Here is a 19,280-nt window from a genome sequence, read left to right on the forward strand (position 1 = left end):
CAGGAATCGGACCCCCGCCATGACCACCTTCGACAAGCGTGAGGAAGCCTTCGAGAAGAAGTTCGCGCTGGACGAGGAACAGAAATTCAAGGCGATCGCGCGCCGCAACAAGCTGGTCGGCCTGTGGGCCGCCGAGAAGCTCGGCCTCGCGGGCGAGCAGGCCAGCGACTACGCCAGAAGCGTGGTCGCTTCCGAATTCGACGGCACAGGCGATGCCAGCGTCCTGCGCAAGGTGCTGGCCGATCTTTCGGCCAAGGGTATCGCGGTGAGCGAGGACGAGCTTGCCGCGAGGATGAACGAGCTGATGGCGCAGGCGGTCGCACAGGTGAAGGCCGGAAAGTAGGCACGGCAGCGGCGCTGGGCTTTCGCCGCGCAGGTTACTTCAGGGTAATCTGCAGGCTCATTGTGCCGTTGACGGTGAGGCCTTCCTGCTGCTGCTGACCATATTGCCGGCCGATATTGCTATTGATCGATTCCAGCCGGCAATCCCTGGCGAGAACATCGCGCAGCAGGTCGCATTCGCGGGCCGCCAACTCATAGACCATCCGGCGCGCGCGATCGCGCAGCTTCTGCGCCTCTTCGCCCTCGCCGGATGGCCCTGCCACGAAGAAATTTATCGTACTCTGGACGCGCACCGAACCCTCCTGGCGCGGCGAAGGACTCGACTGCTCGACGATGATCCGTTGTCCGGTCTGGGCCAAGGCAGGAAGGGTCAGGAGCAGCAGGCCGATTCCTGCCGGAACGAGGCGCGTGTGCAGTGTCATGGCGATGCCTTGTGCTTGAAGCGACGCGCAAGTTCATAACCACCTCCGGTTGCGACAATGCAAATCCCAGTCGGCGAAAACCGGCTCGTCACTTCACTGGGCGTTAACCGCCTACCCCTCCTTGAATCCGTATTCCGGCACATTGCCGCTCGCGCCGTAATATTTGTACGGCAGGAACTTGCCGGACATCGTGATCTTGACGCGATCGCCCTTCGGATTGGGCAGGCGCTCCATCACCATGTCGAAATCGATCGCCGACATGATGCCGTCACCGAACTCCTCCTCGATCAGCGCCTTCCACGCCGGCCCGTTGATCATCACGAGCTCGTAGAAGCGGTAGATCAGGGGATCGGTCGGTGGCATCGGCACGCCCTCGCCCCGCATCGGCGTCTCGTTGAGCATCGCGGTTTCGGATTTCGAAAGGCCGAACAGTTCGCCGGCATTGGCGGCCTGCGGCTTGGTCAGCTTCATCTGGCCGAGGATCGCGCCGACGATCAGCACCTCGGAATAGCCGCCGATCTTCTCGCAGATATATTTCCAGCTCCAGCCCTTCTCGCGCTTGATGTCGAGCAGCTTTTCGGTGAGGTCGCTTCGTTTCATCTGTCGTCTCCCTGGGTGAGGTCTAGCGTGCGGCGGCCTGCGCGGGACTGGCTTCGATCGCCTTCGGCGGCGCGACGATGGTCGGCTCGCCGCGGCCGATGCGCGCGACCGGCACGTGGCGCGGATCGTGGCCGGGCTTCTCGGCGGCAAAGTTTCGGCTGCGGCTGACCAGAAAATCGACGATATGGTTGCGCAGCGCATAGTAAAGGGGATGGCGGTGCAGATCGGTGCGGCCGCGATCCTTGGGCAACGGGTTCTCCACGATCTCGGCAAGCACGGCGCCCGGACCGTTGGTCATCAGAAAGATGCGGTCCGCGAGATAGATGGCCTCGTCCACGTCATGGGTGATCATGAACGCGGTCTGGCCGGTTTCCAGGCAAATGCGGCGGACCTCGTCCTGCAGCGTGCCGCGGGTCAGCGCATCGAGCGCGGAGAACGGCTCGTCCATCAGCATGATCTTCGGCGAGATCGACAGCGCCCGCGCGATGCCGACGCGCTGCTTCATGCCTCCCGACAGTTCGGACGGATGCTTGTGCTCGGAACCGGACAGCCCGACAAGGTCGATGAAGCGCTGCGCGTGCGCCCGCACCCGGGCACGATCCCATTTGCGCCATTTCGACGACACCGCATAGGCGACATTGCCGAGCACGCTGCGCCAGGGCAACAGCGCATGGCTCTGGAAGATCACGGCGCGATCGAGGCTCGTGCCCTCGATCGCCTGCCCGTCCACGATCACGGCGCCCTCGCTCGGTTCGTCGAGGCCGGCCAGGATGTTGAGCACCGTGGTCTTGCCACAGCCGGAATGGCCGATCACGCAGGCGAACTCGCCGCGTTCCATCGACAGCCACAGATTTTCGAACACGGTGGTGGCGCCACTGCCCGCGCCCGGATAGCGCCTGGCGATGCCCTCGATGGAAATGAATTTGTCGCTCACCGCCTCACTCCTGAAACGTGACCATGCGCGCAAGGCGCGCCAGGACCTGATCGAGCAGCATGCCGACGATGCCGATCAGCAGGATCGCGATGATCACATTGGTGATCGAGAGGTTGTTCCATTCGTTCCACACGAAGTAGCCGATGCCGGTGCCGCCGACCAGCATCTCGGCGGCGACGATCACGAGCCAGGCGATGCCGATCGAAATCCGCATGCCCGTGAGGATGGTCGGCGCCGCGGCCGGCAGGATCACGGTGAAGGCGCGCCTGATGGTGCCGACCTCGAGCGTGCGCGCGACGTTGATCCATTCCTTGCGCACGCTGGCGACGCCGAAGGCGGTGTTGAGCAGCATCGGCCAGACCGAGCAGATGAAAATCACGAAAATCGCCGAGATGCTGGAATCCTTGATCGTGTAGAGCGCAAGCGGCATCCATGCGAGCGGCGAAATCGGTTTCAGCACCTGGATAAACGGATCGAACGCCTGGCTGATCAGGGGCGACATGCCGATCAGGAAACCGAGTGGAATGGCGACGATCACGGCGAGCAAATAGCCGAGCCCGACGCGCGCGATGGAATAGCCGAGCTGGATGCCGATTCCCTTGTCGTTCGGCCCGTTGTCGTAGAACGGCCGCTTGACGTGCTCCCAGAGTTTTGTCGCGACGTCGAGCGGACCTGGCATCGCCGACTTGCCTTGCGTCGCGGTGACACCCATCAGCCTGGCGTATTCCGGGCTCATGCTGGCGACCGTCGCGGTCGAACGCGTGGCGAGATGCCAGATGCCGAGCAGGCCCAGAAACAGCGCCACCGACACGATCGCCGCGCGGAAGCGAAGCGAGGCGATCATCTCCCCCTCCCCGTTTGCGGGGAGAGTGGGGACTTCCACAGACCGAGCCGGCCCTGGGTCCCCCTCACCCGGATTGCTGCGCAATCCGACCTCTTCCCGCAAGCGGGGCGAGGTGAAGAGGGTCCGATCACAAAGCCCCTCACGACGCCTTCCTGATCTTGAAGCTGGCGAGATAGTCGTCGGGCGCGGCCGGGTCGAAGGTCTTGCCCATCACCGAGAACGACTTGTACGCGGTCGATGGCGGCGCAAGTCCCATCTCGGCCATGACCTTTTTCGTGTCGGTCGCGAGATAGACCTGTTCGGCGATCTGCCTGTAGTCGACCTCGCCCTTGATCTGGCCCCAGCGCTTCATCTGCGTCAGCATCCAGACCGCGAACGACTGCCAGGGGAATGGATCGAAATCGACGCGCTTGGGATCGGTCTTCACCTCGCCGAGACCATCGGCATATGTCCCGGTCAGGACCTGCTCCAGCACCGTCACGGGCGCGTTGAGATAATTTGCCGGCGCGATCGCCTCCGCGATCTGCTTGCGGTTCTCGGCCTTCGAGGCATAGGCGGTCGCGTCCACGATCGCGCGCGTCAGCGCCGCGAAGGAATTCGGCGATCCCGTGATGAATTCGCGGCTGGCGGCGAAGCTGCAGCAGGGATGGCCGTCCCAGATCTCCTTGGACAGGATATGCAGGAAGCCGACGCCGTCATAGATCGCGCGCTGGCACACATTGTCGGGCGCGAGGAAGCCGTCGATGTTGTCGGCGCGCAGGTTCGCGACCATCTCCGGCGGCGGGACCGAGCGCAACTGCACGTCGGTGTCCGGGTCGAGCCCGTGCTCGGCGAGATAGTAGCGCAGGAGATAATTGTGCATCGAGTAGTCGAACGGAATGGCGAACTTCATGCCCTTCCAGTCTTTCGGGTCACGCTTGTCCTTGTGCTTGACCGCCAGCGTGATGCCCTGCCCGTTGATGTTCTCGATCGCGGGCACGATGAAGGGAATCGGCTGCGCGCCCAAGCCCAGCGTGATCGCGATCGGCATCGGCGCCAGCATGTGGGAGGCGTCGTATTCCTTGTTGATGGTCTTGTCGCGAACCACCGCCCAGCCCGCGGTTTTGACGACCTCGACGTTGAGACCGTGCTTCGCATAGAAGCCGAGGGGCGCGGCCATGATGATCGGGGTCGCGCAGGTGATCGGAATGAAGCCGACCTTGAGGTCCTTCTTTTCCGGCGCTCCCGCTTCCGCAAAGGCCTCAGTCGCGAGCTTCAGGGGGAAGAACTGCGAGAGTGAGGCAAGCGCGGTGGAGACGCCGACCGATTTGAGGAAGGCGCGCCGTGCGGCGTCCCTGGGAAACACAGCGCGCATGACGGCGGAAGCGACCACGCCCTCGTAGCGCTTCTCCTCGCTCGTGACTGCCTCGCAGCGCAAGCCACGTCCGGCATGGTCATGCTCGGCCGGGGAACGATGCCGGCCGCAGATGCAGCCGGCACGGGTGAGCTCGCGGTCGAAATTGAAGGGATCGTCGAAGGTCGACATGCTGCGCCTCTTTGTCGCATCGGGAGCACGAAGCCGCGCTTCACTCCCGAAAATTCACCGCCCGGCCGCCTTTTTCGGCGGCGGGCGGTGTGCAACATGCACGTTCTATGCCGCTTTGCCCGTTACATGGGCAGCGCTCGGCAGGCCCTCGTCGATCGGCAGCGACGGGTCGCGCGACCACTCATTCCAGGAGCCGAAATACATGCGGACGTCGTTCACGCCGGCGTTCTTCAGCGCGAGGAAGGTGTTCGAGGCGCGCGCCCCCTTGAAGCAGTAGAGATAGACCGCCGTGCTCTGCGAGATGCCGACGGTGGCGCATTCGGCCAGGATCTCGTCCTTGGATTTGAAGCGCGGACCTTCCGCCGTCGGCTTCATCATGCGGTACCATTCGAGCCAGACCGCGCCGGGGATGCGGCCCTTGCGCGGGCAGAAATCCTTGCCATAGGGCGAGGAGCTTTCGCCGATCCACTCGTCGACGTCACGCACGTCGAGGATGGCGACGCCGGGCTTGCCGACCGCAGCGAGCATGGTCTTGGCGTCGATCAGGATGTCGGATGCTTCCGGCACGATCGCAAACGACGCTTTCGCAGGGCTGGGCACCTCCTTGGTCACCGGCAGGCCGGCGACGATCCAGGCATCGATGCCGCCATGCAGCACCCGGACCTTGGGATAGCCGAGCATGGTCAGGAGATAGTAGCCGCGGCAGGATTGGCCGAAGCCGGAATTCATCGACTGCTCGTAGATGACGGCGGTTTCCTTGCCCGAGAGTCCGGCCGCGCCGAACGCGTCGGCGAACTTCGTCTTCAGCTCGTGCATGCCGTCAGGCGTCGAGGTCGCAAGAAAGGTGAAGATCTCGTGCACATTGACGGCACCCGGGAGATGGCCCGCGCCGTAGGCCTCGGGATTGCGGGTGTCGATGATGACACACGGCTCTTTCTTGACGAGATCGGCGAGTTCGCCGGCAGAAATCAGAACGTCCGTCATGGCAGGCCTCTCCTGTGTTTTGGGTGGATGGGGTCGAAACGAAGTTCCTCTCAAAAACTCAGCCGTCCGCGAGCATCTTGCGAAGGTGCTTGGTGGCGGGCGTCACGATGGCGACGAAATAGGCCTCGCGCAGGCGACGCTGGGCACGGTGGCTCCTGAGGTAGCCGCGCGCGCCGCAATGGAGCATCGCCGCGTGCGCGGCCGCGACGCTGGCGTCGCCAAGCCTCAGTCTCAACGCCACCACGCGCCGCCAGTAGCTGTCGTCGGTGTTGTAGGGGTCGCTCGCGAGCGTCATCGCCTCGCGCTCGAATTCGGAATGCAGCTCGCGAAACTGCTGCGGCTGCTGCGGCAAATAGCGGTTGACGTGGCCGAGCGGCGCATTGACCTCGTCCATGATCCGGATGCAGTCGCGGATCACGCCCAGCGCCATGCCGGCCTGCAGCAGGATGAATCCGGCCCGGATCTTCTTCACGAAAGGCGCGGCCGGCGCCGCCAGGATCAGTTCGTCCGGCACGAAGGCGTCGCGGAATTGCACGCCATAGGTGCCGGTGCCGTCCATGGCGAGGAACGGCTTGCAGGGCGCAAGCGTGACAGCCGGATCGGAGCAGTCGGCAAGGAACATCACGGTGTCGCCGGGCTCGTCCTCGCGCTCGAAAATGGTGCCGAAGAAGTGGCCCTCGCCCAGATTGGATACCCAGGGCAGCGCCCCGCGCACCAGATAGCCGCCGTCGACCTTTCTGCCCTTCAGCTTCAGCTTCTCGATGCCGAAGAAGCACTTCATCGGATTCGACAGGCCGGTGCCGCCGAGCAGCCTTCCGCTCGAAAAGCCGTCGCCGAAACGCGTTGCGAGCTTCAGGTTGGTGGAATTGGCGGCGTACCAGACCAGCGTGCTCTGGCACCAGGCCATGAAGGCAGTGGCGCCGCAGACCTCGCCGAGCGCCGCGATCGACTGGATCGCGCAGCGCAGGTCGGCGGGCCCCTCCTGCGGGACGTGGCTGCTCCAGGCACCGACCTCGCCGAGCCGGCGCAGCAGTTCGTCCGGATAGACGGAGCCGGCATCGATCGCGGCGGCAAGCGGCGCCAGCTCCTCGCGCGCCAGCCGAGCGACCTCGTCGGCAATCGAAGGTGCGGGCTGCTCGATAGCTTCGACCCGCGACATAGCCAGTGAACCCATGACAGTCCTCCGCACCTTCTGCGTTTTGCCGCCTGCTAGATGCCGACCTCGAGGTTGACGGGACGGCTGAAGGTGTTGGCCACCGGCGACCATTTCTTCACATGGGCGACGAGCGCCTCGATCTCCGATTGCGGAACGCCCTCGCATTCCATGTCGACCTTGACCCGCACGTCGGTGAAGCCGACCGGCTTATCGCTGGTGTCGCCGGTGCCCCAGACCGCGGTGATGTTGAGATCGCCTTCGAGCTCGAGCTCGAGCTTGTTGACGACCCAGCCGCGGTGCACGGCGTTGGCGTGCAGGCCGACCGCAAGGCACGAGCCAAGCGCGGCGAGCGAGGCTTCCGAGGGATTGGGCGCGGTGTCGTCGCCGAGCAGGCCTGGCGGCTCGTCGACGATGTAGGGCGCGAGGTTGCGGATGTAGTTGGCGTGGCGGAACTTGCCCTCGGCCACGGTCCTGCATTTCAGGGTCTTGATCACCTTCGGGTTGGCCTTGCCGTTGGCGATCAGCTGCTCCAGCCCCTGCTTGTCGATGGGGGCGAGGCAGCCTGTCAGCACTGTCTTTTGAGCGACCGCAGTCATCAGTTTTCTCCCTGGGAGCCGAAGGAATGCTTGAGGATACCGAACGGTCTGTTTCCTGCACGAAGCGTGCCAGACCGTCCTCGTGGGAAAAAGCGAGACGATGCGGCCGCTTACGCCGCCCTGCCCTCGGATTGACCAGCGGCGTCCTGCTCAAAGCCGATGCAATTGCCGCCTAGGTGCGGGCATTTCGGGCAGGTCAAGATGCGGCTTGCTGAAGGGATCGCGCTCCGATTAAGTTGTACGCATGGGCAAGACATCTTCGAGGAAGAAGCCGGCCGCGACATTTGCTGCAAGCGACGACGAGAGCGCGCGCGGGCGCCTGCTGAACGCGGCGACGCACCTGTTCTGCAAGGACGGCATCAACGCCACCGGCATCGACGCCATCATCAACGAGGCCGGGACCGCGAAGACCACGCTCTACAAGCTGTTCGGCTCCAAGACCAATCTCGTGCACGCGGTGCTGGAGAGCGAAGGCCGGCAGTGGCGCGAATGGTTCATCGGCGCGATCGAAGACGGCGGCGGCGACGCGCAGACCAAGCTGTCGCGGATTTTCCCCGCCTTGAAACGCTGGTTTGCCGAGGAGCGCTTCTACGGCTGCCCCTTCATCAATGCGGTCGCCGAGCACGACAAGGACCAGAAGCAGTTCCGCAACGTCGCGCTGAGGCACAAGAAGGTCGTGCTGGCGCACATCGAAAGGCTGGCCGGCGAGATGGTAGCGGCGCAGCCGGCCACGCTCGCCCATCAGCTTGCGCTCCTGATCGACGGCGCGATCGTGGCCGCCATGGTGTCGCGCGACCCCGGCGTCGCTGACACCGCGGGGCTTGCGGCCGCCTCCCTGCTCGGGCCGTCGCGTGCGAAGAAGCCGAAGCGGATCGGCGCGGCCGAGCAGCTCGCCGCGATCTAGCTAGCGAGTGGTTCGATTCTGGGATTCGCTGGCCGGCGGCGACCCGCCGCGCGCCTATTTGAGCGCGTCGGCAACCTTGGCGATGCCGGCATTGGCGCAGACCTCGTCCTTCTCGCCGCCGGGGGCACCCGACACCCCGACCCCGCCGATCACCTCGTTGCCGGCCTTGAGCGGCACGCCGCCGCCGACGCCGACGACGTTCGGGATCTGGCGCAGGAAGGCGAAGGCCGGATCCTCCATCTGCTTCATCGTGGCGAGCGAGGTCTGATTGCGGGTGCGCGCGGTGTAGGCCTTCATCCGCGCGAAATCCATGGTGTGCGGCCCGGTGCCGTCGCCGCGCACGGAAGCCGCGACATTGCCGCCCTTGTCGACGATGACGACGGAGACCTTGTAACCGTCCCTGGTGCACTGATCGAGCGCGCCCTGCATGATCGCCATCGCCATCGTCATGGAGACGTTCTTTTCGACCTGCGGGGCCTGTGCAAGCGCGGGCCCGGCGACGAGGATGGATGTGGACGCGACAAACGCAACGGCAACACGACGCATGGTTGGCCTCCCCTAGAGGTTTATGGTTGCAAGCGCCTTGTTGAACCCTGCGGCCTGCCGATTAGTCCCGCATCCGCCGGCATAATTTCAGCAGGCCTGCCCACCGGGGCCCGCCGCGGCAGCGGTCGCGCATGCGATGCGCGGGCCGGTTTACCTGATGTCAAGCACAGCAGGCGAACGGCCGCCGTCTTAAAAGCCTGTTAGGACCGCTCGGCTTTGTTCCCGCAAATCACGGGGATGGTCGTTCATGCAGTCCGTAAGCGGGTCCTACAGCCTGCCGCGCTGGCGTATCACGCGCTGGCTCGCCGACGCCGGTCCGAGTGCACCGGACGAGATTCGGGCAGCGCTGATCGCCGGGCTCTACGGCTCCCTGCCGGTATTCGCTGCCGGCGCCATCAATACGGTCGCAGTCGCGGGCGCGATCGCCCTACGGCGGCCGAACGCGATCTTCATCGCCTGGTTCGCGACCGAATTGTCGATCTGCGCTGCCCGCCTGATCCTGCTCGTGATCGCCCACCGTGCCGCCCGCGCCGGACGACCGACACCGACCGACCTGCACCTTTTGCTGGCAGTCGCCTGGAGCGGCAGCGTCGGCTTCGGCCTGTTCGCGAGCCTGGCAAGCGGCGACTGGGCCGTGGCGCTGCTCGCATGCATTTCTGCCGCCGCCATGGTCGGCGGCATCTGCTTCCGCAATTTCAGCGCGCCGCGGCTTGCCGGCGATGATCCTGACCAGCCTTGGCCCCATCATCCCCGGCGTGCTGCTTGCCGGCGAGCCACTGCTCGGCATCGTATTCCTGCAGGTGCCGCTCTATCTCGCGGCGATGACGGCGGCCGCCTTCAGGCTCAACAAGCTCCTGGTCGCCACCATGCGCGCCGAGCGCGAGAATGGCCATCTCGCCCATCACGACACGCTGACGGGCCTGCGCAATCGCGCGGGCTTCGTCGATGCGCTCCGGCAGCGGCTCACTGCGGCGGGCGCGGACCGGCAGTCCTTCGCCCTGCTGTTCTTCGACCTCGATAATTTCAAGCCGATCAACGACACCTACGGCCATGGTGCCGGCGACAAGGTGCTCCGGCTCGTCGCGGGGCGGCTGCGCCGTGCGCTGCCCGAAGGCGACGTCGTTGCGCGGATGGGCGGCGACGAATTCGTGGTGCTGACGAACAATGTCACCGCCGATGAGGCGCTTGCAGTCGGACAGCGCATCATCGGCACCGTGACGATGGCCTACGAGCTCGGTGACGGCGTCCGCGCCAACGTCGGCGTCAGCGTCGGCGTTGCGATGTCGCCCGAGCATGGCGTGCACGCCGACGAGCTGCTGGCGGTGGCCGACGCCGCGCTCTACGAGGCGAAATCCAGGGGCAAATCCTGCTGCTGCATGGCGTCGGTCGAGACCAACGTGGCCGCCTTGCGCCGGCTCAAGCACGACCGCCGGACGGATGCCGGAACCACGATCACGGCCCGACCGCGCGGCAACGCCAGCGCCTAAGGGGCAGCCGACAGATTCGAGGCCAGCCGGTCGAGTTCGGCCGAAAGATCGCGCTCGACGTCTGCGACACGCAGCTCGATGACCCGATAGTCGCGGCTTTCCAGCCAGGCTCGCCGCGCCACCCGATCGGCGGCGACCACATCCGTCTCATCCCGATTGACCAGCTCGATCGCCAGCCGATGCACGAAGGAGACGAAATCCGGGATGTGCCGGCCAACCGGGGTCTGGCGCTTGAACTGGCCCGCAAAGCGGCGGTCGCGCGTCAGAGCCTGCCACAGCAGGCGCTCGGCATCCGTCGGATTGCGCCGGAGCAGGCGCGCGAGCCCCCGCACCGAGCCCGCGGAATCGGAAGCCGGCGCGCCCTGCCCGTGCCCGGCGAGCAGCGCCCGCAGCCGCGTCGCCTGCGCGCCGTCGAGCACGCCGCCCTTGGCCGGGCCCTTGCGGCCCTCGGCGATGGCCATGATCACCCCGTGCAGGGTGTGCATGTCCTGCTTGGTCGGCTCCATCCGGAAAAAGATGTTGCGCAGGTTCACCAACATGGTGTCGCGTTTTTCGGCCGGCCGCAGGAACTCGACGCGATCGAGCTCGCGAACGAGATTCTCGAAGAACGCGTCCAGCTGGTGCTGCGAGGCGCGTACCGAGCGCTCCGGCATCGCGAAGGGCAGCGCGCCGCCGGTCGCAAGCTTGAACCATTCATAGCCCATCAGCAGCACGGCCTGCGCCAGGTTCAGCGAGGCGAAGCCAGGGTTGACCGGAAAGGTGATGATGCGGTTGGCGCGCGCCACCTCCTCATTGGTGAGCCCCCAGCGCTCGCGGCCGAACAGGATGCCGGCTTTGCCGCCGGCGGCGATATGGCCCGAGATCTCGGCCGCCGCCGCATCGGGTGCCATCACCGGCTTGGCCTGGTCGTGGGCGCGCGCCGTCGTGGCGAACAGCAAATCGAGGTCGGCGACCGCCTGCTCGACTGTGTCGAACAATTCGACCCGGGACAGGATATGGTCGGCTCCGGCGGCGGCGCGCTCGGCGCTGACGTTGGGCCAGCCATCGCGCGGATTGACGAGGCGCAGCCGCGACAGCGCGAAATTGCCCATCGCGCGCGCCGCCATGCCGATGTTCTCGCCAAGCTGCGGCTCGACCAGGATGACGACCGGGCTGTCGAGGTCAAAGCCGGTCTTGCTCTTGTCGGTGCCCGCACCGGTCATGTCGCGACTTTTCCGATTCCCTGTCATGGCCTTGGATCGGGCTCTCAAGAGACCGATCCAGCGAGGCGGCTCCTGCCCCTGTTGCCTTTCCGGCAAAATTTCTCAAGCGAAATAATGGGGTTAGATTCGGCTTTTGACCGCCTTTTGGAACGCGCGGACACGCGGCGTGCGTTCTCCTCGGACAGAACCGGGGGCGAGGACGCCCACAGCCCGCGCCCTGAACCAAAAGATGAGGCAAAACTGCATAATCGCTCACCTTTCGCCCGCGCTTTCGCGGTGCTATAGCCGCGCGGATATTCACGCATTCCACGCGCCAAACGCGCCGTTCCCAAGAAGGCCTTCCCAATCATGGCAAAAATCAAGGTGAGCAACCCCGTCGTCGAACTCGATGGCGACGAGATGACCCGGATCATCTGGCAGTCCATCAAGGACAAGCTGATCCTGCCGTTCCTCGACGTTCAGCTCATCTATTTCGACCTCGGGATCGAGTATCGCGACAAGACCAACGACCAGGTCACCGTGGATGCCGCCAACGCGATCAAGAAGGTCGGCGTCGGCGTCAAATGCGCCACCATCACCCCGGACGAAGCGCGGGTGAAGGAGTTCAACCTGAAGGAAATGTGGAAGTCGCCGAACGGCACCATCCGCAACATCCTGGGCGGTGTGATCTTCCGCGAGCCGATCATCTGCAAGAACGTGCCGCGGCTGGTGCCCGGCTGGACCAAGCCGATCATTATCGGCCGTCATGCCTATGGCGACCAGTACCGCGCCACCGACATCAGGTTCCCGGGCAAGGGCACGCTGTCGCTGAAATTCGTCGGCGAGGACGGCACCGTGATCGAGAAGGAAGTGTTCAAGGCGCCCGGTTCCGGCGTCGCGATGGAGATGTACAACCTCGACGATTCCATTATCGACTTCGCCCGCGCCTCCCTCAACTACGGCCTGATGCGCGGCTATCCGGTCTATCTCTCGACCAAGAACACGATCCTCAAGGTCTATGACGGCCGCTTCAAGGACATCTTCCAGGAGATCTATGATCGCGAGTTCAAGAAGGAGTTCGAGGCCAAGGGCCTGACCTACGAGCACCGCCTGATCGACGATATGGTCGCGTCCGCGCTGAAATGGTCCGGCGGCTACGTCTGGGCCTGCAAGAACTATGACGGCGACGTGCAGTCGGACACCGTGGCGCAGGGCTACGGCTCGCTCGGCCTGATGACCTCGGTGCTGCTCACCCCGGACGGCAAGACCGTGGAAGCCGAAGCCGCCCACGGCACGGTGACGCGGCACTACCGCGAGCACCAGAAGGGCAAGGAGACCTCGACCAACTCGATCGCCTCGATCTTCGCCTGGACGCGAGGTCTCGCGCATCGCGCCAAGCTCGACAACAACGCGGAGCTGGCGAAGTTCGCTTCCACGCTCGAGAAGGTCTGCGTCGAGACCGTGGAGTCCGGCTACATGACCAAGGACCTGGCTCTCCTCGTCGGCGCCGACCAGCGCTGGCTCTCCACCACCGGTTTCCTCGACAAGGTCGCGGAAAATCTTCAGAAGGCGATGGCGGCGTAAGCCGCCATCCGCCGTCGTCCGACCACGCGTCATTTGCGAGCGCACGCGAAGCAATCCAGAGATTCAAGGCCAGGCGTGCTGGATTGCTTCGTCGCTCTCGTTCTCGCAATGACGAGGCCCACATCCGGGAGCGCACGATGCCATCTTCAGGAAATGCCGCACTCGTCTTGTCGCTGCTGCTCGGCCTGACCGTCGGCGCATCAGCCGAGACCCCCCTGCCCGCAGCCCTCACGGCCGCCGGCGAGACCGCGGTCCTCACCGTGCATGCGCGTGGCGACCAGATCTATCAGTGCAAGGCCGGCGACAACCAGCAGGCGGCCTGGACCTTCATCGAGCCGATCGCCACGCTCGAGGCCGACGGCAAGCTCGTCGGCCGCCATTCGGCAGGTCCCACCTGGGAGCTTTCCGACGGCAGCGCCGTGGTCGGCAAGGCGGTGGCGAATGCGCCCGGCACCAACGCCAACGCGATTGCCTGGCTGAAGCTCGAGGTCACCTCGCACAAGGGCAGCGGCAAGCTCGACGGCGTCACCACCGTGCAGCGGATCAACACGGTCGGCGGCAAGCTCGACGGCGCCTGCGACCGGCCGGGCCAGACCCGCAGCATGCCCTACACCGCCGACTACGTGTTCCTGCGCAAGGGCTGAGCGGCGGCCGGTCAAGGCGCGGCCGCAGCCGGATTCAGGTGAGAGCCTTCACCAGTCTCGGCTCGCGCTGATGGATGCCGCGAAACTCGGACTCGCGGACCGTGCCGTCGCGCCGGTATCCTGCGGCCTCGTAGACGGCGATCGCCCTTTCGTTCTGCTCATGCGTGTAGAGGAAGACTTCGCGGCAGCCTGCAGCCCGCAAGACATCATGTGCGGCTGCCAGCAGCGCGCGTCCGATGCCGCGGCCGGCATGCTCGGGATGCACGAACAGCAGGTACATCTCGCCTTCTGTGGGATGCACGGCAACGAAGCCGGTCAGCCGATCCGCCTCATTGATTGCGACCAGCAGGGCATTCGGCGGCGCGTGCCGGGCCACCTCTTCGTCCCACTCCTCCGGCGGGAACATCGGCCGCTCGGCGAGCTCGCCGAGATATTTCCACCCCTCGCGCACGGCCGCGTCGAACACAGCGCCGATCGCCTGCGCATCGTCAGCTTCGGCGCGCCTGATGGTGATCACGGCCGCTCCGTTTCCTGCGCTCCGGATGACGGGTCCAGCCCGTGACCGACATCCCGAAAGCGCAGTGTGAGGATCGTCTCAGGCGTCAGCCATCGCCTTTTCAATCGCCGAGAGCGCGGCGTCCGCCTTGGCGCCGTCGGGCCCGCCCGCCTGTGCCATGTCCGGCCGCCCGCCGCACAAGGCCATAATCTCCATTACTCACTCTTGGCTGTGACGGAGATGGGCTGAACTAGCTGCTTGATCTTCTCAAGCGCCTCCCTAGCACCTGCCGGGTTATTTCCGCCTCCCTGAGCAAAGTCCGGCCTTCCGCCGCCTTTGGAGCCCCCTAAAAATGGGACGCCAGCTTGTACCAACTGCACGGCGTTATTGGACGACGTGAGATTAGACGTCACCGACACAACTAGACCTGCTTTGCCGTCATCCGAACTCGTAGTCAGAATGACTACCCCAGAATCAAGCCGCCTCTTGTAGTCATCAGCAATGCTGCGAAGATCACTAATTTTCACATTGTGTAACTCTTTCGCAATCACCTTCACTCCATGAATCTCTTCTATGTCGGAAGTAGTACCCGCAGAAGTACCGCCCATTGCGAGCTTCTTCCGAGCGTCCGACAACTCGCGCTCTAGCTTTCTGCGCTCCTCCATCAACGAGGCAATACGCTCCGGCACATCGTCCAGCGTCGTGCGCAGCTCGTGGGCTGCGGCCTTTGCCAGCGCCATGGTGTCGTTAGCATGCTTACGCGCATGTCGCCCCGTCAGGGCCTCGATACGGCGGACACCAGAGGACACCGCGGCCTCGCTGGTGATCGAAATGAGCCCGATATCTCCGGTGCGCCTGACATGGGTGCCGCCGCAGAGCTCGACCGACCAGCCGAGCGCGTTCTGACCGTGCTCGCGGTCGCCATTGCCCATCGACACCACGCGGACCTCGTCGCCATATTTCTCGCCGAACAGGGCGCGAGCGCCGGCTTCGCGGGCCTCGTCCAGCCCCATCAGCCGCGTCGTCACCTCGTCATTCTCCAGCACCACCTCATTGGCGATGTCCTCGACGCGGGTGAGTTCTTCCGGGCTGATCGGCTTCGGATGCACGAAGTCGAAGCGCAGGCGGTCCGGCGCGACCAGCGAGCCGCGCTGGGCGATGTGGTCGCCCAGGACCTGCCGCAATGCTTCGTGCAGAATATGTGTTGCCGAATGATTTTTCCGAATGTCACTTCGTCGACTATGGTCGACCTCGAGCCTTATCGCATCGTTCAATCTGATGCCGCCCTTGATGACCTTGACGTTGTGAACAATAAGATCATCTGCCTCTTTGTGACACGTAAGGACCTGCGCGATGGTCTCACCATCAGACGCCCGCTTGATCCAGCCTACATCGCTTACTTGGCCGCCAGACTCGGCATAAAATGGGGTTTGGTTTACTATTATCTCACCGGCTTCACCGCCCCTCAATTCATTGATCTCAGGGCCACCCTTTATAATTGCTGTGACGATACCTTCGCTGGTCTCGGTGTCGTACCCAAGAAACTCCGTCGCACCGAGCCTTTCGCGCAACGGAAACCAATAGTCCGCAGTTTTTGTGTCGCCGCTGCCCGCCCAGGCAGCGCGCGCCTTCTCGCGCTGGCGGTCCATCGCATCGGTGAACGAGGTGATGTCAACGCCGACGCCGCGCGACTTCAGCGCGTCCTGCGTCAGATCGAGCGGGAAGCCGTAGGTGTCGTACAGCGTGAAGGCGGTGTCGCCGTCGAACATGTCGCCTTTCTTCAGGCCGGCGCTCTTTTCATCGAGAATCGCAAGCCCGCGCGCCAGCGTTTTGCGGAAGCGCGTCTCTTCCAGCCGCAGCGTCTCCTCGATCAGCTTCTCGGCGCGCACCAGCTCCGGATAGGCCTGCCCCATCTCGCGCACCAGCGCCCAGACCAGGCGATGCATCAGGGGGTCATGCGCACCCAAAAGCTGCGCATGGCGCATCGCGCGGCGCATGATTCGGCGCAGCACATAGCCGCGGCCTTCGTTCGACGGCAGCACGCCGTCCGCGATCAGGAAGGCCGAAGAGCGCAGATGGTCGGCGATGACCCGGAACGACGCGACGGTCTGCTGCTTCGGTCCATGCCCGAGGGCGGAAGCGGTCGCATCGATCAAATGACGGAAAAGATCGGTGTCGAAGACGCTGTCGACGCCCTGCAGGATGCAGGCCATGCGCTCCAGCCCCATGCCGGTGTCGATCGAGGGGCGCGGCAGCGGCACGCGCTCTTCCTTCGTCACCTGCTCGAATTGCATGAACACGAGGTTCCAGAATTCGAGGAAGCGGTCGCCGTCCTCCTCGGGGCTGCCCGGAGGTCCGCCCCAGATGTGGTCACCCCGGTCGATGAAGATCTCCGAGCACGGGCCGCACGGGCCGGTGTCGCCCATCGCCCAGAAATTGTCCGAGGTCGCGATGCGGATGATGCGGTCGTCGGAGAAGCCTGCGATTTTCTTCCAGTAGCGCGCCGCGTCATCGTCATTGTGGTAGATGGTGACGAGCAGCTTGTCCTTCTTCAGCCCGAAATCCTTGGTGATCAGGTCCCAGGCGAGCTCGATCGCGCGTTCCTTGAAGTAGTCGCCGAAGGAGAAGTTGCCGAGCATCTCGAAGAAGGTGAGATGGCGCGCGGTGTAGCCGACATTGTCGAGGTCGTTGTGCTTGCCGCCGGCGCGGACGCATTTCTGCGAGGTGGTGGCACGCTGATAGGGGCGCTTCTCGACGCCCGTGAAGACGTTCTTGAACTGCACCATGCCGGCATTGGTGAACATCAGGGTCGGGTCGTTGCGCGGCACGAGCGGAGACGACGGCACGATCTCGTGACCGTTCCGGGCAAAGAAATTGAGAAAAGTCGACCTGATCTCGTTGACGCCGCTCATGTTCATCCAATCGGGAAAATAGGCCGGGACCCGCTCTTTGCAGGCCATTCTCCGGGCAACAGGCTTTTAGACAAGGCCAACCCTGCTGTCCAGAAACTGTGCTGGCGGATCATGGACTTGAACGTCGTCCGGACGTCCTTCGGGGGTCCGGTCGGGCCGCCCTTGGGCGGTGCATCAAAGGGCCGTTGATAGCGGTCTGACCCGCGTTGACAGGCTTGGCGGCATCGTGTTCTGCTCCCATCTGTAACGGACAGTCACGTCGGGAGAGACCGGCTTTGATGCCGGCGCCGAAGGAGCAACCGCCCCGGAAACTCTCAGGCAAAAGGACCGCGTGACGCTGACGACATCTGGAAAGAGGCGCCGACGGGCTTGGTCCCTGAGGCGTCCGCCGACGGGATAATACTCTCAGGCAAAGCGACAGATGGGGCTCTGACCGGTTTTCGGGATCGTCCCGGGAACCTGCGAGGGCTCCATGATGCTTGCGCGAGACGGCCAGACTCCCCTTGAACGCACCCCCCTCCACGGGCTGCACCTTTCGCTCGGCGCCAGGATGGTGCCGTTCGCGGGCTATGACATGCCCGTGCAATACCCGGCGGGCGTGCTGCGGGAACATCTGCATACAAGAGAGAAGGCCGGCCTGTTCGACGTCTCCCATATGGGCCAGCTTGCGCTGCGGGCGAAATCCGGCCGGCTGGAAGATGCAGCGCGCGCGCTGGAGCGGCTGGTGCCGCAGGACATCGTCGCGATTGCCCCGGGCCGGCAGCGCTACGCCCAGTTCACCAACGAGGCGGGCGGCATCCTCGACGACCTCATGGTCGCGAATTTCGGCGATCACCTGTTCGTCGTGGTCAACGCCGCCTGCAAGGACGCGGATGAGGCGCACTTAAGGAAACATCTCTCCGAGACCTGCGTGATCGAGTCGCTTCCCGACCGCGCGCTGCTGGCGCTACAGGGGCCGAAAGCCGAGCAGGTGCTCGCGACGTTCAGCCCCGACGTCGCCGCCATGCGTTTCATGGATGCGGGTCCGCGCAAGGTCGACGGGCTCGCCTGCTTCGTCTCGCGCTCCGGCTATACCGGCGAGGACGGTTTCGAAATCTCGGTTCCGGCCGAGCACGCGGAAAGCTTCGCGAAGAAGCTGCTCGACAACAGTGACGTGCTGCCGATCGGGCTCGGCGCCCGTGACAGCCTCAGGCTGGAGGCTGGGCTCTGTCTTTATGGCCACGACATCGACACCACGACGACGCCGGTCGAGGCGGCGCTGGAATGGTCGGTGCAGAAGAGCCGGCGCGCCGATGGCGCACGCGCCGGCGGATTTTTCGGCGCGGACAAGATCCTGGCCCAGTTCGCGGCCGGCGCGCCGCGCCGCCGCGTCGGTCTCAGGGCCGAAGGCCGCGCGCCGGTGCGCGAAGGCGCATCGCTTTTCGCCGATGCCATCTCGGCGGAGGCGATCGGCAAGGTCACCTCGGGCGGCTTCGGCCCTACTCTCAATGCGCCAGTCGCGATGGGCTACGTGCCGACGTCGCTCGCCGGCCTCGGCACAAAACTGTTTGCGGAAGTGCGCGGCCAGAGGCTGCCGCTCACGGTTGCCGCCACGCCCTTCATCCAGAACACCTACAAACGTTAAGGGATCATCATGACCACGCTGTTCACCTCCGACCACGAATGGCTGAAAATCGAGGGCGATGTCGCGACCATCGGTATCACCGACTACGCCCAGTCGCAGCTCGGCGACGTCGTGTTCGTCGAGCTGCCGAAGGTCGGCCGCACGCTGAAGAAGGCCGAGGCCGCCGCCGTGGTCGAATCCGTGAAAGCCGCCTCCGACGTCTATGCGCCGATCTCGGGCGAGGTGCTCGAGGTCAACGAGGCGCTGTCGGGCGAGCCTGCGCTGGTCAATTCGGATGCCGGCGGCAAGGCCTGGTTCTTCAAGATCAAGATCGCGGACCGAAGCGAGCTCGGCGGGCTGATGGATGAGGCCGCCTACAAGGCGCACACGGCGTGACGTCATGAAGCGATCTGCAACACCACACTCACTGTCATCGTCCGTGAAGGCGGACGATCCAGTACGCCGAGGCCGCTCGGTTCAGTCACGGATGGCTGTGTTTACTGGATGCCCCGCATGCGCG

General features: G+C 64.6%; 21 protein-coding genes and 1 riboswitch. Of the genes, 7 read left to right on the plus strand and 14 right to left on the minus strand.

The features are described from left to right. Positions 1–19 precede the first annotated feature (19 nt). Positions 20–343: a DUF1476 domain-containing protein gene (locus tag QOU61_RS25665; RefSeq protein ID WP_289653987.1), complete on the plus strand. Its 324-nt coding sequence runs from the start codon at positions 20–22 to the stop codon at positions 341–343. A 34-nt stretch (positions 344–377) separates the two neighbouring features. Here QOU61_RS25665 and QOU61_RS25670 read toward each other — a convergent pair whose 3' ends face one another. The 8 genes from QOU61_RS25670 to QOU61_RS25705 form a co-directional block, all read right to left on the minus strand. Continuing rightward, the gene (locus QOU61_RS25670) at positions 378–764 is read right to left on the minus strand and encodes a hypothetical protein (protein ID WP_289653988.1); all 387 of its coding nucleotides are present in this window, start codon (positions 762–764) and stop codon (positions 378–380) included. A 111-nt stretch (positions 765–875) separates the two neighbouring features. Then, positions 876–1,364, minus strand: coding sequence for a cyanase (gene cynS / locus QOU61_RS25675; protein WP_289653990.1), 489 nt, complete (start codon positions 1,362–1,364; stop codon positions 876–878). A 22-nt stretch (positions 1,365–1,386) separates the two neighbouring features. Next, positions 1,387–2,298, minus strand: coding sequence for an ABC transporter ATP-binding protein (locus QOU61_RS25680; RefSeq protein ID WP_289653991.1), 912 nt, complete (start codon positions 2,296–2,298; stop codon positions 1,387–1,389). Between the two features lie 4 nt (positions 2,299–2,302). Next, positions 2,303–3,142: a nitrate ABC transporter permease gene (gene ntrB, locus QOU61_RS25685; protein ID WP_289653992.1), complete on the minus strand. Its 840-nt coding sequence runs from the start codon at positions 3,140–3,142 to the stop codon at positions 2,303–2,305. A gap of 139 nt (positions 3,143–3,281) precedes the next feature. Then, entirely contained in the window at positions 3,282–4,667 is a 1,386-nt protein-coding gene (locus QOU61_RS25690; RefSeq protein WP_289653993.1) for a CmpA/NrtA family ABC transporter substrate-binding protein, read from the minus strand. A 105-nt stretch (positions 4,668–4,772) separates the two neighbouring features. Then, positions 4,773–5,651 carry a sulfurtransferase gene (locus QOU61_RS25695; protein ID WP_289653994.1) on the minus strand — a complete coding sequence of 293 codons (879 nt, stop codon included), beginning with the start codon at positions 5,649–5,651 and terminating at the stop codon, positions 4,773–4,775. 58 nt (positions 5,652–5,709) lie between these two features. Further along, complete coding sequence (locus QOU61_RS25700; protein WP_289653995.1) at positions 5,710–6,825, minus strand: acyl-CoA dehydrogenase family protein; 1,116 nt, start codon at positions 6,823–6,825, stop codon at positions 5,710–5,712. A 35-nt stretch (positions 6,826–6,860) separates the two neighbouring features. After that, a complete protein-coding gene (locus QOU61_RS25705) occupies positions 6,861–7,403 on the minus strand; it encodes an OsmC family protein (RefSeq protein WP_289653996.1) in 543 nt (180 codons plus the stop codon). A 244-nt stretch (positions 7,404–7,647) separates the two neighbouring features. Here QOU61_RS25705 and QOU61_RS25710 point away from each other — a divergent pair, with 244 nt between their 5' ends. Then, positions 7,648–8,307, plus strand: a complete 660-nt coding sequence (locus QOU61_RS25710) for a TetR/AcrR family transcriptional regulator (protein WP_289653997.1) — start codon at positions 7,648–7,650, stop codon at positions 8,305–8,307. A gap of 54 nt (positions 8,308–8,361) precedes the next feature. On the opposite strand, the gene QOU61_RS25715 is transcribed toward QOU61_RS25710, so the two are convergent. Further along, a complete protein-coding gene (locus QOU61_RS25715; protein ID WP_289653998.1) occupies positions 8,362–8,853 on the minus strand; it encodes a GlcG/HbpS family heme-binding protein in 492 nt (163 codons plus the stop codon). A gap of 360 nt (positions 8,854–9,213) precedes the next feature. Then, the gene (locus QOU61_RS37265) at positions 9,214–9,534 is read right to left on the minus strand and encodes a hypothetical protein (RefSeq protein WP_354142472.1); all 321 of its coding nucleotides are present in this window, start codon (positions 9,532–9,534) and stop codon (positions 9,214–9,216) included. Between the two features lie 38 nt (positions 9,535–9,572). Between QOU61_RS37265 and QOU61_RS37270 the strand changes: the two genes are divergently transcribed. Beyond that, a complete protein-coding gene (locus QOU61_RS37270; RefSeq protein ID WP_354142473.1) occupies positions 9,573–10,340 on the plus strand; it encodes a diguanylate cyclase domain-containing protein in 768 nt (255 codons plus the stop codon). Here QOU61_RS37270 and QOU61_RS25725 read toward each other — a convergent pair. Next, the gene (locus QOU61_RS25725) at positions 10,337–11,542 is read right to left on the minus strand and encodes a TrmJ/YjtD family RNA methyltransferase (RefSeq protein WP_289653999.1); all 1,206 of its coding nucleotides are present in this window, start codon (positions 11,540–11,542) and stop codon (positions 10,337–10,339) included. The genes QOU61_RS37270 and QOU61_RS25725 overlap by 4 nt on opposite strands. A 348-nt stretch (positions 11,543–11,890) precedes the next feature. Between QOU61_RS25725 and QOU61_RS25730 the strand changes: the two genes are divergently transcribed. Continuing rightward, entirely contained in the window at positions 11,891–13,105 is a 1,215-nt protein-coding gene (locus tag QOU61_RS25730; RefSeq protein ID WP_289654000.1) for an NADP-dependent isocitrate dehydrogenase, read from the plus strand. A 137-nt stretch (positions 13,106–13,242) separates the two neighbouring features. After that, a complete protein-coding gene (locus tag QOU61_RS25735) occupies positions 13,243–13,749 on the plus strand; it encodes a DUF3455 domain-containing protein (RefSeq protein WP_289654001.1) in 507 nt (168 codons plus the stop codon). A gap of 34 nt (positions 13,750–13,783) precedes the next feature. Here the strand turns inward: QOU61_RS25735 and QOU61_RS25740 are convergent, their stop codons facing one another. The 3 genes from QOU61_RS25740 to alaS form a co-directional block, all read right to left on the minus strand. After that, positions 13,784–14,266 (minus strand): GNAT family N-acetyltransferase, encoded by a 483-nt coding sequence (locus QOU61_RS25740; RefSeq protein ID WP_289654002.1) that lies wholly within the window; start codon positions 14,264–14,266, stop codon positions 13,784–13,786. 78 nt (positions 14,267–14,344) lie between these two features. Then, positions 14,345–14,461: a hypothetical protein gene (locus tag QOU61_RS37395; protein ID WP_502876821.1), complete on the minus strand. Its 117-nt coding sequence runs from the start codon at positions 14,459–14,461 to the stop codon at positions 14,345–14,347. Continuing rightward, positions 14,461–17,157, minus strand: coding sequence for an alanine--tRNA ligase (alaS, locus tag QOU61_RS25745; RefSeq protein ID WP_289661753.1), 2,697 nt, complete (start codon positions 17,155–17,157; stop codon positions 14,461–14,463). Before alaS ends, QOU61_RS37395 begins: the two co-directional genes overlap by 1 nt. A 250-nt stretch (positions 17,158–17,407) precedes the next feature. Beyond that, positions 17,408–17,496, plus strand: a riboswitch (glycine riboswitch). 136 nt (positions 17,497–17,632) lie between these two features. On the opposite strand from alaS, the gene gcvT reads away from it, so the two are divergent. Further along, on the plus strand, positions 17,633–18,781 hold the full coding sequence (gcvT, locus tag QOU61_RS25750) for a glycine cleavage system aminomethyltransferase GcvT (RefSeq protein WP_289661756.1): 1,149 nt from the start codon (positions 17,633–17,635) through the stop codon (positions 18,779–18,781). A 9-nt stretch (positions 18,782–18,790) separates the two neighbouring features. Continuing rightward, positions 18,791–19,156 (plus strand): glycine cleavage system protein GcvH, encoded by a 366-nt coding sequence (gene gcvH, locus QOU61_RS25755; RefSeq protein WP_289654004.1) that lies wholly within the window; start codon positions 18,791–18,793, stop codon positions 19,154–19,156. The last annotated feature ends 124 nt before the right edge of the window (positions 19,157–19,280 follow it).

Origin of the sequence: Bradyrhizobium sp. NP1, from assembly GCF_030378205.1 — a bacterium.
GTDB lineage: Bacteria > Pseudomonadota > Alphaproteobacteria > Rhizobiales > Xanthobacteraceae > Bradyrhizobium.